This is a genomic window from Pseudoalteromonas sp. Z9A5 (assembly GCF_011378875.1).
Taxonomy (GTDB): domain Bacteria; phylum Pseudomonadota; class Gammaproteobacteria; order Enterobacterales; family Alteromonadaceae; genus Pseudoalteromonas.
On record NZ_WTLC01000001.1, the window covers coordinates 158,519 to 175,170 of the forward strand.

The following is a 16,652-nucleotide window of genomic DNA, read 5'->3' on the forward strand; positions in this document are numbered from 1 at the left end:
AATATGAGCATAATAAAAAATTAATTTGAAAATTAAAAAAGCCGTATTGAGATAATCACAATACGGCTTTTTTGTTCGAGTTAAAATTTACTGCTAATCCATATAAATAATTAAATCGATTATATATTTATGTGGGTTAGTATAAATTAAACTTTAAATGCATCTACAGACAAGCGAAGTTCTTCCGCTAGCTTTGCGACCTCAGAGCTAGATATATTTGTTTGGCTTGCACCTTCAGCTGTTTGTTCGGCAATAGCTACAATTGACTCAAGACGTTCACTTATTTCTTGTGCTACTTGTTGCTGCTCTTGTGCTGCTGTTGAGATTTGCTCGCTTACATCGTGCGCTTGCGATACAGCAAACGTAATAGAGTCAAGCGCAGTGCTCGCTAAGTCAGTTTGCTCCACACATGATACTGCGCGTTGCTTTCCTTTACTCATTGCCGTTACAGCCGCTTCTGCGCCTGTTTGTAGTGACTCAATCATTGATTGTATCTCTTGAGTAGACTCTTGCGTTTTACTTGCTAGAGATCGTACTTCGTCGGCTACAACAGCAAAGCCTCGACCATATTCACCAGCACGCGCTGCTTCAATTGCTGCATTAAGTGCCAGTAAGTTAGTTTGGTCAGCGATACCGCGTATTACATCTAATATGCTGCCAATAGATGCACTATCTTGATGTAATTTATTAATTACTTGTGATGCGTCATCTACTTCTCGAGCGAGTTGTTCAATAGTCGATTTATTGTTATTAGAAATACCTTTTACACGTTCAGCTTCTTTGTCCGCATTTTTGATTTCGCTTAACGCTTGTTGCGCACTATTACTTACTGTTTGTGAGGTACTGCTCATTTCAGTTGTTGCTGTGGCAGCTTGTTCTACTTGTGCTTGTTGGTTTCTTATTGCTTGGCTTGATTCAGCTGTAATTGCAGATGTTTCTTCTGATGCAGCAGCAAGTTGAGTTGAACGAGAAATAATACCTTTAATTAAGCTACGTAAGCTGTCTATTAATGTATTGCAACTTTTAGATAATTCACCAAACTCATCTTTGGCGGTGTCATCTAATCTCTGAGTCATATCACCGCTGGCAACAATATCCAAAATTCGGTTAACTTCTGCAAGGGGTTTTGTAATACGGCTAACCGTAATAATAGCGATTGCTATAGCTAAAAGTGTTGCAATAACCATCCCAACCCATGTCCATAAGTTGGCTGAATCTACATCACTTCGTACACCTTGCTGAAGTTTAAATGCTTCATTGCTGGCTTGCTTAACTAGTTCATCTATTTGATTTAAAGCCATTCTAGTAGCTTGTTCAGATTGCGCTAATTCTTTTTCGGTAAGCTCTATAGCGTCAATTAAACGTTTTTTATTTGCAGATAAGCCATTATTACCTTTTATATTGTTCTCTAGTGTATCCACATACTCTTTTAAACTGTTGTATAAATCACTATGTGATTGCTCTATCGCTGGCTTTATTAACGCGACCGTACGAGTTACTTCTTCTAGGTAGTACGTTTGCTCGTTCTTTACAATATCCAGTGTGTTGATAGTTTTAACCGTGAGCATGTCAGTGCTGTTACTTACCACTGACATAAAGTTATTTTCTAGATTGTTAGCAGCTTGGAATGCGCGCGGATGGTTTTGCTCAAAGCCATCTATATCAATAATATCGAGGACAATAGAGTTTGCGTCTTCTGCGCTTAGCTCTATATTTTCTAGTTGTGTTTTTAAAGACTTGCTAAGTGCTAATTGTTTGTTTTTGTCGGCTATTAAGCTCTCAACAACTTTTAAAAAGCTTAAATAGGTTTTTTCTACATTTTGACTACTTTGATTTAATATAGGATCGTTTTTTACAACAGCTTGTAGTTCGCTATGCAAGGTACTGAATAGTTGTTTTTGTTCGCTAACTTGTTTTTTTATTGGAGTTAGCTCACTTACAGATGATGTATAAAAACTTGCTTGGGCTGCTTTACTCATTAAAATAAATTCAGCTTGTAACTTAGCGCTTTTATTTAATGCGGGAAGTGATAGTTGATTCACTTTTTGAGTAGAACGATCGATATTTGCTATTTTTATTAGAGAATTACCACCAATTATTAAAAGTAATAGCGTGATGAATATAAAACCACCCCAAATACGTTGGCTTACTGTTAGATTCATATGGATTCCACTCAAAGGTACTTAATTAAAACTTATCGGCTTGTATTCAGATAAGTTAAGTAATTAAAATCAATTACTTTAATTAATTTTAACTATTAATTCATAAATCTAACAGATGTATTAGTTTTTTTCAGTTTATTTAGACAAAAGGTGGGATTTTTCTGTAATTACTTTTTTATTAGTTAGTTCCATTAATGACATAGTATTACCCCACACACAGCCTGTATCTAAAGCGTGTACATGTTTAAAGCCAGTGCTTCCTTCAAGAGCAGCCCAATGACCAAAAATAATGTCGTGCGTAGAGGTGCGTATATTTGGATGACAGAACCAAGGTGTTAGCTCATTATTTTGATTTATTGCACCTTTAGCAATAAGTTCGAGTTTATTGTTTTGGGTTAAAAAGCGCATACGGGTAAAGTAATTAACGATATACCTAAATTTTTCAAAACAATCGAGTTCGTTTGACCACATTGCTGGATGAGGTTGGTACATGCGTTCAAAAAATGTTTTTGCATTATTTGACTGATAACACTCTTGAGCAAATTGTGCGTGTTTTAACGCTTGTTCAATTGACCAGTTAGGGTTCAACCCCGCATGAGCAATAAAGCTATCATGTTGTTTTAAATATAATGCAATAGGTTGGGTTTGTAGATAAGAGATGTAGTGTTGTAATTTATTACTATTAAATATTGGGGCTAGTTTATCTTTAGGATTAGTCGGTTTATTTAGGTAATAGCAGGCAATCATGTGTAAATCATGATTGCCCAGTGTAATTGTCATGCTATTTTGGTGTTGGTAAATATAATCTAAGCAGGCAAGAGAATCAGGTCCACGTGCAACTATATCGCCCACCAAATAAAGATGATCTTTACTTGGGTTAAAATCAACCCTTTGTAACAAAGTGCTAAATTCGCTAAAGCAGCCTTGTAAATCACCTATCGCATAATCAGCCATCGGGTGCTGCCATTATTTAATGTAAAATATTAGGACAAGCCAAACGAAACACATTAATAGGTGCTTGAAACTCAGAACCAAACTCATTACGCAGAGTATAGTGGCCTTGCATTGTGCCTACAGGTGTATCAAGAATGGCTCCGCTGGTGTATTTATAACTTTCACCAGGAGCGATAGTTGGCATTTCGCCCACAACACCTTCGCCTTCAACTTCAATTTCTTTGCCATTTGCATCGGTTATTAACCAATAACGACTAAGTAATTTTGCGCTACATAGGCTGTGATTTCGAATAGTTACCGAATAAGCAAATACGTATTTTTCGATCTCTGGTTGAGATTGACCTTCTACGTAAAATGTTTCTACCGATACCTTAACAGGCGATCCAATATTACTGCTTGTTGTCATAAATCCAATTAGCTATATCAATAAATTGTTGTAAAGATAAGCGCTCAGCACGAAGTGTTATATCAATGCCGATGCTAGTAAGCTCTTCTGCAGTTAGTAAGTTGGCTAAGCTATTTCGTAGTGTTTTACGACGTTGATTAAAAGCTTCTAAACAAACTGTATTTAAAATTTTAACGCTTTTTGCAGTGCGTTGTTCTGGTTTTTTAGGGATAAGGCGTATAACAGCCGAATCAACCTTAGGCGCTGGCTTAAAGCACTCTGGTGGTACTTCTATTACTGGCATTGCATTACAGTAATACTGCGTCATTACGCTCAAGCGACCAAATGTTTTGCTACCAGGACCTGCAACCATACGCTTTACTACTTCTTTTTGTAGCATAAAGTGCATGTGTTCAATATTGTCAGCAAATTCAAAAAGATGAAACAATAATGGTGTAGAAATATTGTAAGGTAAGTTACCAAACACTTTTAATTTTTTATCGTCTCTAACTAAGCTAGCAAAATCAAACGTCATTGCATCGCCCTGATTAACCGTTAGCTTAGGGCCTAAAAATGGATGCTCAATTAAACGTTGTGCTAAATCTTTATCTAATTCAACAACAGTTAAGTGGCCGCTCAGTTCTGCAACAGGTTCTGTGATTGCACCTAAGCCTGGACCAATTTCTACTAGGTTGTCCTCTGGCTTAGGATCAATAGCAGAGACTATTTTATCGATGATCATTTCATCAAATAAAAAGTTTTGCCCAAAACGTTTTCGGGCGCGGTGTCCTAAATGTACTTTATCGGTCATTGATTCTGTGCTTTTTCATGGGCGAGCTTAATTGCTTCGCGGATCGCTAATTCAAAACTGCCAACATCAGCTTTTCCGGTACCGGCTAAATCTAGCGCTGTACCGTGGTCAACTGAGGTGCGGATAAATGGTAAGCCAAGGGTAATATTTACCGATTTACCAAATCCCTTGTATTTTAGCACAGGTAATCCCTGATCGTGATACATAGCAAGTACAGCATCGGCTTCTGATAAGTATTTATCTTGAAATAGAGTATCGGCTGGAAGTGGTCCGATTAAATTCATCCCCTGACTTCTAAGTATATCTAGAGTTGGTGTGATTGTTTCTATTTCTTCACGTCCAAGATGACCGTCTTCACCAGCATGAGGGTTTAACCCGCATACTAAAATACGTGGCTGTTCAATACCAAACTTAGTGCGTAGGTCGTGATTTAATATGCCTGCAACTTTAGTTAAACGCTCAGGCGTAATAGCACGTGATACATAAGCAAGTGGAATATGAGTAGTCACAAGTGCAACTCTTAAACCTTCAGTTGCTAATAGCATTACTACATCTGCTGTGTTTGACTGCTGAGCAAAGTACTCAGTGTGTCCACTAAATGAAATACCAGCTTTATTAATAATACCTTTGTGCACAGGACCGGTAACAACAGCATCGAACGTACCGTCCATGTTTTTTTCACTTGCGATTCGCAAAGTGTCTAAAACATATTGTCCGTTACTATCGTTTAATACACCAAGCTCTACTTCTGCACCTAAATCAACCTGATCAAGATAAACACTGCCAGCAGGAGCGGGCAGTGCAGGTTTACTTGGATCAAATTTTATTAAGTTAATAGTTAAACCAAGATGTTTTGCACGTTCTTTAAGTAGTTTGCCATCAGCAATAATTACAAGTTGTACATCCCACGCTTGCTGAGCAAGCGTGAGTAGTAAGTCGGGACCTATGCCAGCAGGCTCGCCTGGCGTAATAGCAATTCTTAAAGTCATATTTATTGGTCTGCTGGGAAAATATCAACATGGGCTTGTTCGCGCATTTCTTGCTGCCAGTTAAAACTTTCTTCTTTGAATTTACGGTTAAATAACATGCCATGAGCACGGTTACGTTTAGCTTGTTCTGTTTTATCAGCTACGCGCTTACCTAGTAACTGAACTATATGCCAACCGAACTGCGTTCTAAATGGTTCACTAATTTCATCTTGTTTAAGTGAAAGTAGCGTATCTTTAAATGCAGGAACATAGGTAGTTGGGTCTGTCCAATCGTACTCACCACCTTTAAGTGCTGAACCAGGGTCTTCAGAGTATTCTTTAGCTAGCTCACCAAAGTCAGCAGTACCATCGCGTAATCTTTTTGCAAACGAGGCAAGCATAGAGCGAGCTTTTTCTTCGCTTAAAATAATTGAAGGTTTAATTAGTATGTGGCGAGAGCGCACTTCAGTTGTTTCTACAACTTGGCGACCACGAATTTCCTGTACTTTAATAATATGAAAACCAGCACCAGAACGAAGAGGACCAACAATAGCACCGCTTTTTTTACCTTTAACAGCTTCAGCGAATAATGATGGCATTTCGTTAATACCCATCCAGCCTAGTTGTCCACCTTCAAGTGCTTTTGAACCACTTGATGAAGAAATTGCAATACGCTTAAATTCTTGACCATCTTGTAGTAGTTCAATTACTTTATCTGCACGTGTTTTTGCATCGTTAATTTCATCAGGGGTTGCATCGTTAGGAATGTCGATCAAAATGTGCCCAATATCATATTCTTCAGAATTTTGACCTTGAGTTTCCATAATCTTTAAAAGGTTATCAACTTCTTGTTCGCTAATATAAATACGACGGTCTACGTTTGCACGTGTTACTTGTTGCGTCGTAATTTCTTTACGAATTTCTTCACGATATGCTTGAAAACTTTCGCCAGCACCTTCAATTGTACGACGTAAATCGGCAATTGTACCGCCTTGTTCTTTCGCCATATTTGCAAGTGTTTGGTCAAGTTGGCTATCAGATATTTCTAAACCCATACGTTCAGCCATCTGCATCATTAGTGTTTGACTAACTAAGCGTTCTATTGCTTGTACACGTAATGTTTCGTCTTTAGGCAGTTGCTGACTTTGTTCTTCAGCTTGCTTTTTAACACGGTTAATAATGGTGTCTACTTCACTTTTTAATATAACGCCTTCGTTTACTACACCAATAACTTTATCTATTTCTACTGGGGCTGCAAATGCACTTTGGCAAAGGCTAATACTTAATACTGCTGATGTTAATAATTTTTTTAAATTCATATTCTTTTTACTACTCTTGCTAATAGTACTGTTGTGATACTAGTTATTGAGAAAATACGGTCTACGATAGCCAAAAATACCTTGTTGTAATAATTTTTTTGCATCATAACGGCTTTTACTACCAAGTCCTTTTAATACAAAGTTAAAACTAATACCCGAATCAAAGGTTGCTTGCTCTTGCCCGATTGACTGATTTAAGTCAGTTTCAATTTGGCGATGACCAGTAATTTGGAATGCCCAACAACATGACTCATACTGTAACCCGCTCAATATTTCGACGCTTCGGTTATTGTTAAGGTCACGATGGTAGCTTGCAATAAACTGCCATTCGTCACTAATTGGAATGCTTGTAAAGACACCTGCTTGTTCAATTGTATTTCCTGAGACATCATTTGCATAGCGATGGTTCAATTGTACTAGCTGATTTTCATCACCTTTATAATCTAAGGTAACATTCGATTGGATCATTTGTTTACTATCAGTGTCGTATTGTACACCACCAGAGAGGTACCAACGACGATGCCAATGTAACATGGTTTGCGCTGCAAATAATGCATTGTAGTTAGTATCAGAGTTTAAACCTTGCTCTGTAGGTTTAGCCGAGTCACTTAAATAAAAGATTTGACCAGCGCTAAAGTTAAATATTTCTTCTTGTTTTTTATCGAATAAACGGGTTGTTGCACCCAAAGTAAATTGGTTTGCAGCAGCAATACGGTCAACGCCCGAAAAACGCGTATCTCTAAATAAACCATAATAATCGTCTTGCAACTTGGTTGTATCAAATAGACCTATATCAGATTGATCTTTATTTGGTGTATATAAATACTGAATTTGCGGTTCAAGGGTTTGAATACCATCGTCAACAAAATATGACGTATCGCGTTCAAAATTAAGCTGTGAGTACAAACGTACCTTAGGAATAGTACGAGACACACTTTCACGGTAATCAGTACCACTTAAGTCACCATGCTGCTTGTAATTGGTTTGTAATAAACTAACTTCTGATAGAAACGACCAAGCATGCTTTTTATAGTCAAAGCGTGCTTTTGGTTCAATATGAACACGTGTTGCTTCGTCAATAATTGCTGAGTCGTTAGTAAAGTGGCTTATTTCACCCGCTACGCTAAAGTCAAAATGATCAATTCGCCAAGGTGCTGTTTGCGTAAAATTAATTTGTGGTATTGCAGTATATGATTCTAAGTGATCGCCTAGTACTTCAAAGTTTTGAACTTTAATATCGGTACGCCATGTATCACCTAAATGCGTAAGTGCACCTGTACGGTATAGTTGAGTATCGGTTTTGTTAGCGTAGTTAGAATCTAAATCGGTTATGTAGTTATCGTCACTTACGTTTGTTATATCTACGTTTGCACGCCAGTTTTCACTTAAATAACTTCTTTGTTGCCAATGAAACATATAACGCTCATCTAATTCTGGCTCAGAGTCGTCTTCATTTAAGTATTCTATACCTACTAAGCCTTCATGTTGCTCAGTTAAATACCTGACTTCTGTTTGTAGTTGCAGTCCAATACGTGACATATAACGCGGCGTAATAGTTGCGTCAAAATTGGGTGCAATATTTAAATAATACGGTGTTATTGTTTCAAGCCCATATTTATCAGAACTTGAAATGTTTGGTGTAAGCAAACCAGATTTACGTCGCTCATCAAGAGGAAAGGTAAAGTAAGGTAAGTATAAAACCGGTGTATCAAGAATGCGTAATATAGCGTTGTGCGTTTCGCCCCAACCTTCTTCTCTTGATAGGTTAATTTCGTCGGCTTCAATTTCCCAAACAGGCGTTTCGCCAGGGCAAGCAGTAAAGCTTGCATTCATTAGCACTAAGCCAGACTCATTAACAGTGAGTTTTTCGGCTCCGCCTTTACCTTGCTGCTCAGTTAAGCTGTAATCAGCACCAAGCAAGCTAATCTCTGAATTATTTAAATCAGCGTTTAAACCAGTGCTGTTTACTTGGCTAATATAGTCACGATAAGTAATTGGACCGGTTGCATTTAATAAGCCGCGTTGCTTGTCTATTAACGCAGTTTGTGCGGACAAACTCATATTAACGGTGTTAATATCAACGTTGCCAGTAAATTCAGCGCTTTGAGCGCCAAGGAGCTCTACATCATCGGCTTTAATGTCAACAGTACCAAGCCCAAGGCCTGGAAGCGGTTGCCAAGCACTGGTTTGCATTGAAGTGCCACAAAGCTTGTGTGTCAGTTCAGTTTCGGCAAGCGATGGTGCGCTAATTACGCCTAGCATCAATATGCCCCAGGTTTTGCTCATTTATTGCCCTTAATGCTCTTTAACTAAATATAATATAGACATAATAAAGGAAAATAATGGCAAATACAGTAATTGACCTAATTAACTTAGCTAAAAATAGATATCTTATAAAATGACACGTATTGATAATTTGCAACAATTTATAAACACGCACTTTGATGCTCAGGCAACTACATTAACCGCCATTACGGGGGATGCGAGTTTTCGACGTTATTACCGGTTAAGTTACGCTAATAAGCACTTTATTGTTATGGACTCCGATCCAAAAAAAGTGAATAACACTCCTTATATTTTGCTTAATAAAGTATTTACTGACCAAGGCTTTTTATTGCCTCATATTATAGCGAGCGATGAGCAACAAGGTTTTTTTATATTAAGCGATTTAGGGAGTACGCATTTAGCCGATATGCTAAATGATGTAAATAGAACAAAGCATTATGAAGCGTTAATAGACTTAAGCGCTCAATGGGCAAAAACGCCAGCATCTGTTGCTATGCAAGCTTATAATAAGGATTTTATAGCGCTCGAGCTTGATATATTTAGCCAGTGGTTAGTTAATGATTTTATAGGTATTGATCTCAGTACAGAATCCAATATTCAATATCAAGCAATGTGGCAAGCAAGCAGTAAACTGTTAACTAATATTATGCTAGCTCAACCCATAGTTACAGTACATCGCGACTACCATAGCCGTAATATAATGCACAGTAATGGCAAATGGGCGATTATAGATTATCAAGACGCCGTGCGCGGTCCGCTTTGCTACGATTTAGTATCGCTACTACGCGATTGCTACTTTAAACTGCCTCAACAAGAGTTAACAAGCTTGCTTGATTTTGCTTATCAAGAATTTACGGCTCAAAATTTACTGGCTAACACTTCATTCGATGAATTTAAATATTGGTTTGATTTAACTGGCCTGCAGCGTCATTTAAAAGCGGCGGGTATATTTTGTCGTTTATATTTACGTGATGGTAAAACCGGTTACTTAGATAATATTTTACCAACCCTTGATTATATTGTTGAGGTAGCTGCTAATTATCCAGATCTTAAAGCATTAAGTGATTGGACTAAAAATATAATCATCCCAAAAGTAACAAAACAGTTGGCAAAGGAGCGTAAATGAAAGCGATGATTTTAGCCGCTGGGCGCGGACAACGTATGATGCCACTGACGCAAAATATGCCCAAACCTATGTTAAAAGTGGTAGATAAACCGCTTATTGAGCACCACATAAATAATCTAAAAGCTGCTGGCATCACAAATATTGTAATAAACCTTGCGTGGCAGGGTGATAAAATTAAAAATTACTTTAATGATGGTAGTCAGTTTGGTGTAAATATACAGTACAGCCAAGAAGTTGAAGGTGGTCTTGAAACCGCTGGCGGTATTATTGAGGCGTTACCATTACTAGGCGATTCATTTATTGTTATAAATGGAGATGTATTTACTGATTACGATGTTAGTGCGCTAATGCAGTTGCATTTGCAAAGTGGTGAAGCGCATATAGTGCTCATAGAAAACCCACCACATAACAAAGATGGCGATTTTGCCTTAAGTCATTTATCGCCTGATAGTCAAAAGTATACATTTTCGGGTATTGGTCGTTATCAAGCTGATTTTTTTCAAGGCTTTGAGCTAGGCATTCGTCCACTTGGACCAATATTACGGAAAAAGCTTGCTGAACATTTAGTTTCTACTGAACTTTATATAGGGCAGTGGGATGATATCGGTACACCAGAGCGACTAGCTGCGCTTAACGAACGCTTAGCGTTAGCAAACATATAAATTTAATAGAGGTAGTTGCTTAGATGTGGGGAAAAATACTCGGTTTTTGCTTTGGTTTTATGTTTGGCAAAATATTTGGTGCAATTTTAGGGTTATACCTTGGTCATTTATTTGATAAAAGCTTAAAAAATAATTTTGATAAAGCAGGCGGTTTTTCTAGTTTGTTTAAAGGTGATGATGTAAACGAGCGCCAAGCTTTGTTTTTTTCGAGTTGCTTTGCCGTAATGGGTCATATTGCTAAGTCCAACGGACGAGTTAGCGAAATACATATAAAAGCTGCTAACTTATTTATGGACGAAATGGGTTTAAAAGGCGAAGAACGCCGTGAAGCGCAGCATGCTTTTCAGTCCGGTAAAGAAAGTGATTTTTCATTAAAAGAAACGGTATACGACTTTAAAGAGCGATTTGCAAAGCGTCATGATTTATTGCAATTATTTTTAGAAATTCAGATTCAAATGGCATTTTCTGATGGTGTATTAGCTGAGCAAGAAAAAAAGCTATTGGATGAAGTCAGCAAACAATTAGGTATTTCTAAAGCACATTTTATATTTGTATTAAAACGCTACCAAGCTGAATTTAATTTTAGACAGCAGCAAGAACGCTTTAAGCAACAACAGAATAAAAGTAGTAGTTATCGTGAAGGCTCTGGTCATCACGTACCGCCAAATAATAATATGAATCGTGCACAAGCATTGGCACTATTAGGGCTTAATGATGGTGTGACTGAGCGAGAGATAAAAGTAGCTTATCGTAAGTTAATGGCTCAGCATCACCCAGATAAGTTGGTATCACAAGGTTTACCAAAACACATGATGGAACTTGCTGTTAAAAAAAGCCAAGATATACAGGCCGCTTACGAGTATTTAAAAAAGTCGGCGTAAAAAGCCGTCTATTTCTTTTGTTAGGCGTGCATGTTGATCGGGTTGATCACGAAGCCCAAAAAATAGCCGTTGGCGGTAATCAAACTTTGCATTGCGGTTAACCCAACGCTGACGGTTTTTAAGGTTCATTAAAATGTCAGTGTTGTCGTTAGCATAATAAACATCAAGTAGGGCAGGTGTAACAAGTGACGTTGTTTGGCTCAGTTCTTCATTGCGCTTGGTGTTAGGCAAATAACTACTTAAGCTTATAAATGCATCAACTCGTTCTTCAGGAAAGTCGGCATAATATTCTATCAATACACCAGCACTGGTCCCTTGTGCAATAACAACTATATTATTTGGCTCTTCCATCGCAGTTTGATACAACGCATTAAAACGAGCGATTAAATTTATTTTATAGTTATCGAGTATTTCATCGGTTACTTTTTCGATTGCGTTAACGTGATGAGGCTCTACCTCTTTTTTTATTTCTGTAGTCTGTGATTCTACGGTAGTTTCTTCTTTAGGTACTGTCGGTGTTGCTACTTCAGTTTGCGCATCCGTTGCTGCTTTGGCTGGTGTTAGCTCCGGTGTTAATTCTGGTGTTTTACCGGCTTGCCAATCTATGTCGGGTACTGTCATCGCATACGTTGTATAGCCTAAATTATTAAGCTCTTTTCGTAAAAAACTCATGCCTGTATTGTTCGTAGGAGTAGATTGCCAATCAGGTATAAGTAATACAACACCTCTAAAGTCGGCGCTCATATATTCACTGTATAAACTTAAAAATTCGGTGTCGCCTGCAAGTATTGGCTTTATTTCGTCATTTGGTAGTAAACGTTCAATATCGCTATTTTCAATACTTGATGGGGTTGGTGGGGCAATATGCTCTGCAGCAGTTACTTGTGTGCTTAAAAATAATGTATAGCTTAGTAATAGATTAAAAAGCGTATTTTTAAATAACGGTGCAAATACCATAACAACCCCAAATAATGTGAACTAATTAGGTATCGGCTTTGCACGGTAAAAGTTTAGCACTATAGCTTAATAGTCAATATTAATAAGGCGACTAAAACTCAGTCTCAGCTTCAAAAGTAAGTACTTGCTCAGTTACTGGGTGCTTCAGTTGTAGCATTTGTGCATGAAGCTGTAAACGAGGTGCTGCAGCTAGTGCATCTTTATGAGCATAGAGTCTATCACCTAAAATAGGATGCCCTAAACTTAGCATATGCACACGTAACTGATGTGAGCGTCCTGTTATAGGTGTTAGCTCAACGCGGGTTGCGTTTGCTTCACGCTCAAGGATTTTAAAGTGTGTAAGTGATGGTTTACCGTTTTCGTGATCAACCATTTGCTTAGGGCGATTAGGCCAATCGCAAGTAAGTGGTAAATCTACTGAGCCCGTATCGACCTCAAGCTTTCCATATATGCGTGCAATATAGCGTTTAGCGGTTTCACGTTCTTGAAACTGCATACTTAAATGCCTGTGCGCTGCTTTATTCATAGCAAGGCAAAGTATACCTGATGTTGCCATATCTAAGCGGTGTACTATTTTTGCTGTTGGAAAAACGCGATTAACACGGCTTATTAAACAATCGGCATGTTTAGGGTCTTTACCTGGAACTGTTAATAGCTCACTTGGCTTATTAACAATGAGCAAATCGTCATCCTGATAAAGTATCGTTAAATACGGATTCATTGGGGGATTGTAGTTAACTAACACGGCCGACCTTAATGATTTTTAAGAGTGCTATTTTAGTGCAGGAAATGCTAAGGCTCAAGGTAAAGGTTTAAGTTGGTGTGTAATTAATATCGAAGTTCGAAGTTTTTGAGTTAGCGTAATTGGGCGCGAAGTGAATTTACGCCTATAAGTTAGGTGTTTTAATTTTATATAGGTGAGACTGTATATCTCGTTTTATGTATTTTATTCTATAAAAAAGCGCGGTATAAATACCGCGCTTTTTTTAAGTTAGATTCATTAGTGATTTTTTACTAATGATTTACGGCTTTACATCGAAAGCTCAAAGCTTAGTGCGAAACAACGATTAATCGAATTGCATCAAGTTGTAACTGCGTTTTTTCAATATACGTAGTTATGTCGTTGCGTTGCTTATCGTAGAAGGTAATTTCTTCTTGGCGAATATTTGGGTTAATTTGCTTAAGGGCAACAAGTCGCTCTTGCTCTTCATTTAGTGACGTTTGCATTTTAGCAAGCGACGCTGCGCGAATAACTTCAAGCTTTTCTTGTGCCATATCTTTAGCGGTAGCAATCATAGGGTGTACAGCACTTTGCAATGCGCCAGCAAGTTTACTTGCTGTCTGGCGACCAACAGCAGATAACTGCTGATTAAAACCTTCAAACGCTACGTTTTCGCCAAGGTTATTGCCTGCTTTATCAAGCAATATACGAATTGGTGTAGGTGGTAAAAAGCGACCAACTTGCAATACTTTTGGTGCCATTGCTTCGGCAACAAAAATTAGCTCAACAAAAAAGGTACCTGGCGGTAATTTTTTGTTTTTAAGTAATGCTACTGATGCGCTACCAAAGTCGTCGTCACAAATCATATCCATGGTGCCTTGCACCATTGGGTGATCCCAACTAACAAAGTGCACGTCTTCTTGCGAAAGTGCCGTGTCGCGATCAAAGGTAACCGTCATACCGTCTTCTTTAAGCGATGGGAATGATGGGTTTAACATATGTTCAGTTGGTTTTAAGATAATGGTATTTTCACCTTTATCTTCTTGGCTTACACCAAATGTGTCGAACACGTTGATCATGTAGCTTGGTAATTCAAACTGATTGTCGAGTTTTTCGATTTCAGCTACAAGCGAATCTGCAGCACCTTGACCCGATGAATGTAGCTCTAGTAAACGATCTCGTCCGCTTTCCATTTTTTTACGTAGTACGGCATTTTGCTGTGCTACTTGCTCAAGTAATGGATCTAGTTCGTCTTCATCGCAGTTATGCGCAGAAATATATTCAAGTAGGTCATCACGAAACTCTTTATAAAGCATTTGACCCGTTGACGAGGTAGATTCGAATGCGTCTAGACCTTCGTTGTACCAACGTAGCAGTACTTCTTGAGCGGTGTTTTCAAAATATGGCACATGAATGTTCACATCTTGTGTTTGACCTATACGGTCTAATCGACCAATACGCTGCTCTAGTAAATCTGGGTTCAATGGTAAATCAAACAATACTAAGTGATGTGAAAACTGGAAGTTACGACCTTCTGAGCCAATTTCTGAACACAGTAATATTTGTGCATTATCGTACTCGTCTGCAAAAAATGCAGCAGCGCGGTCACGCTCAATAATAGACATACCTTCGTGGAATACCGACGCTTTAATTGCTTCGCGTTCACGCAGTATTTGCTCAAGACTGATAGCTGTTTCAGCTTTAGCACATATAAGTAGTACTTTTTCGCGCTTAAGCGTTTTAAGTGTTTCGATTAACCAATCTACACGTGGGTCAAATAAACCCCAGCTTGCGCTTTCACCTTCAAACTCTTGAAATATTTTTTCAGGGAAAAGTGCACGATGCGCGCTTAGTTCAGCATTTTGAATGCCACCCATGTTGCCTAGTACCGACATAGCGGTTTTATATTGTTTTGGCAGTGCCATTGGGTAAGCGTGTAATTTACGACTTGGGTAGCCATCAATGCCGCTGCGGCTATTTCTGAATAATATACGACCTGTGCCGTGGCGATCGAGTAGCATGTTAAGTATTTCTTTACGTGCTGGTAAATCACCTTGCTGTGCTTTTTCAAGAATATCAGTAATATCGGTTTCTTTTAATAGCTCAATTAGTGTGGCTTTGGCTGTGTCGTCTAGCCCTTGCTCTTGCAGTAATTGATTTGCAGCTTCAGCTACGTCTTTATAATTTGCTTCTTCTTCTTTAAACACGTCGTAGTCGTAAAAACGATCAGGATCGAGTAATTGCAAACGTGCAAAGTGGCTGCTGTGACCAAGTTGATCAGGCGTTGCTGTAAGTAAAATAAGGCCTGGAATATCTTGGCTAAGCTCTGCCATACGTTGGTACTCTGAGCTTGGCTTACCGTTATTTATACTTAGGTGATGGGCTTCATCGATTACTAGTAAATCCCAATCAGCAAGCGTTGCTTGTTCAAACCAGCGTTTTTTCTTGGTTAAAAACTCAAGGCTTGTAAGTACCAATTGCTCTGTATCAAACACGTTTGGTGAGTCGGCAAACGCTTCGTCGCAACGTTCTTCATCAAAAATAGAAAAGTGTAAGTTAAAGCGGCGTAGCATTTCTACTAACCATTGGTGTTGTAGGTTTTCTGGTACAACTATTAATACGCGACTTGCACGACCACTAATAATTTGTTGGTGTAAAATCATGCCAGCTTCAATTGTTTTACCAAGGCCTACTTCATCTGATAAAAGTACACGTGGTGCAAAACGTTTACCCACTTCTTGGGCAATATAAAGCTGGTGCGGAATAAGATTAGCACGTTGACCAATTAAGCCTTTAATAGGCGATTGTTCACGTTCAAATTTATGTAACCACGTTTGGTAGCGAAGTGTATAGCGATCAAAGCGATCTACTTGACCAGCAAATAAACGATCTTGTGGTTTATTAAACTTAATAAAATGATCTAAAAAGGTTTCTTTAAGCTTGGCAGTTTCGCCGTTATCAACACGGGTGCCGTGATAACACAATAACTCACCTTGTACTTCAATAGACTCTACTTCTAATTCCCATTCTTCAACGCTTTTGATCACATCGCCAGGATTAAATGCCACACGGGTAACCGGTGCTTCTGCCGAAGAATAAACACGGCTCTCACCACTGGCAGGAAATAATATGCTGACCTGACGGCCTTCAATGGCAACAACGGTGCCTAATCCTAAATCTGACTCTGTATCACTGATCCAACGCTGACCTAAGGAAAAATTCATGTATGTCTCGTCTATGATGAAAAAGGCGGCTATGTTACCTGTAAGCTAACACCACTGCAAGGCGCTATTTGGCTCACTTTTAATTAATTATGTAAGTGTTAATTATTACTATTAAAAAGGCTAATACATGATTCTTTTTTAATAAATCAAAACTAATTGTAGTTTGTAATAAAACGGACTTTTATGACAAATAGAC

General features: G+C 38.3%; 13 protein-coding genes. 3 read left to right on the top strand and 10 right to left on the bottom strand.

The window, feature by feature from the left end; genetic code table 11:
• Positions 1–146 precede the first annotated feature (146 nt).
• The 7 genes from GQR56_RS00740 to lptD form a co-directional block, all read right to left on the bottom strand.
• Positions 147–2,162, bottom strand: coding sequence for a methyl-accepting chemotaxis protein (locus GQR56_RS00740; protein WP_166108834.1), 2,016 nt, complete (start codon positions 2,160–2,162; stop codon positions 147–149).
• Between the two features lie 135 nt (positions 2,163–2,297).
• Entirely contained in the window at positions 2,298–3,116 is an 819-nt protein-coding gene (locus tag GQR56_RS00745) for a symmetrical bis(5'-nucleosyl)-tetraphosphatase (RefSeq protein WP_166108835.1), read from the bottom strand.
• 16 nt (positions 3,117–3,132) lie between these two features.
• Positions 3,133–3,522: a Co2+/Mg2+ efflux protein ApaG gene (apaG, locus tag GQR56_RS00750; RefSeq protein WP_024611158.1), complete on the bottom strand. Its 390-nt coding sequence runs from the start codon at positions 3,520–3,522 to the stop codon at positions 3,133–3,135.
• Positions 3,506–4,312, bottom strand: coding sequence for a 16S rRNA (adenine(1518)-N(6)/adenine(1519)-N(6))-dimethyltransferase RsmA (gene rsmA / locus GQR56_RS00755; RefSeq protein ID WP_024611157.1), 807 nt, complete (start codon positions 4,310–4,312; stop codon positions 3,506–3,508). The genes apaG and rsmA overlap by 17 nt, the downstream gene beginning before the upstream one ends.
• Entirely contained in the window at positions 4,309–5,301 is a 993-nt protein-coding gene (gene pdxA / locus GQR56_RS00760) for a 4-hydroxythreonine-4-phosphate dehydrogenase PdxA (RefSeq protein ID WP_166108836.1), read from the bottom strand. Before pdxA ends, rsmA begins: the two co-directional genes overlap by 4 nt.
• A 2-nt stretch (positions 5,302–5,303) precedes the next feature.
• A complete protein-coding gene (gene surA / locus GQR56_RS00765) occupies positions 5,304–6,599 on the bottom strand; it encodes a peptidylprolyl isomerase SurA (RefSeq protein WP_166108837.1) in 1,296 nt (431 codons plus the stop codon).
• Between the two features lie 39 nt (positions 6,600–6,638).
• Positions 6,639–8,885 (bottom strand): LPS assembly protein LptD, encoded by a 2,247-nt coding sequence (gene lptD, locus GQR56_RS00770; RefSeq protein ID WP_024611154.1) that lies wholly within the window; start codon positions 8,883–8,885, stop codon positions 6,639–6,641.
• Positions 8,886–8,997: 112 nt separating this feature from the next.
• Here lptD and GQR56_RS00775 point away from each other — a divergent pair, with 112 nt between their 5' ends.
• The 3 genes from GQR56_RS00775 to djlA are packed head-to-tail and all read left to right on the top strand — an operon-like array spanning position 8,998 to position 11,554.
• Positions 8,998–10,011 (top strand): phosphotransferase, encoded by a 1,014-nt coding sequence (locus tag GQR56_RS00775; protein ID WP_166108838.1) that lies wholly within the window; start codon positions 8,998–9,000, stop codon positions 10,009–10,011.
• Positions 10,008–10,673 (top strand): N-acetylmuramate alpha-1-phosphate uridylyltransferase MurU, encoded by a 666-nt coding sequence (murU, locus tag GQR56_RS00780; protein WP_166108839.1) that lies wholly within the window; start codon positions 10,008–10,010, stop codon positions 10,671–10,673. Before GQR56_RS00775 ends, murU begins: the two co-directional genes overlap by 4 nt.
• A gap of 23 nt (positions 10,674–10,696) precedes the next feature.
• Complete coding sequence (gene djlA, locus GQR56_RS00785; protein ID WP_166108840.1) at positions 10,697–11,554, top strand: co-chaperone DjlA; 858 nt, start codon at positions 10,697–10,699, stop codon at positions 11,552–11,554.
• Here djlA and GQR56_RS00790 read toward each other — a convergent pair.
• From GQR56_RS00790 to rapA, 3 genes are all read right to left on the bottom strand, one after another.
• Complete coding sequence (locus GQR56_RS00790) at positions 11,537–12,511, bottom strand: DUF3530 family protein (protein ID WP_166108841.1); 975 nt, start codon at positions 12,509–12,511, stop codon at positions 11,537–11,539. The two genes, djlA and GQR56_RS00790, sit on opposite strands and share 18 nt — an antisense overlap.
• Positions 12,512–12,602: 91 nt before the next feature.
• Positions 12,603–13,256: a bifunctional tRNA pseudouridine(32) synthase/23S rRNA pseudouridine(746) synthase RluA gene (gene rluA, locus GQR56_RS00795; RefSeq protein ID WP_166108842.1), complete on the bottom strand. Its 654-nt coding sequence runs from the start codon at positions 13,254–13,256 to the stop codon at positions 12,603–12,605.
• A 305-nt stretch (positions 13,257–13,561) separates the two neighbouring features.
• The gene (gene rapA, locus GQR56_RS00800; RefSeq protein WP_166108843.1) at positions 13,562–16,456 is read right to left on the bottom strand and encodes an RNA polymerase-associated protein RapA; all 2,895 of its coding nucleotides are present in this window, start codon (positions 16,454–16,456) and stop codon (positions 13,562–13,564) included.
• Positions 16,457–16,652: the final 196 nt, after the last annotated feature.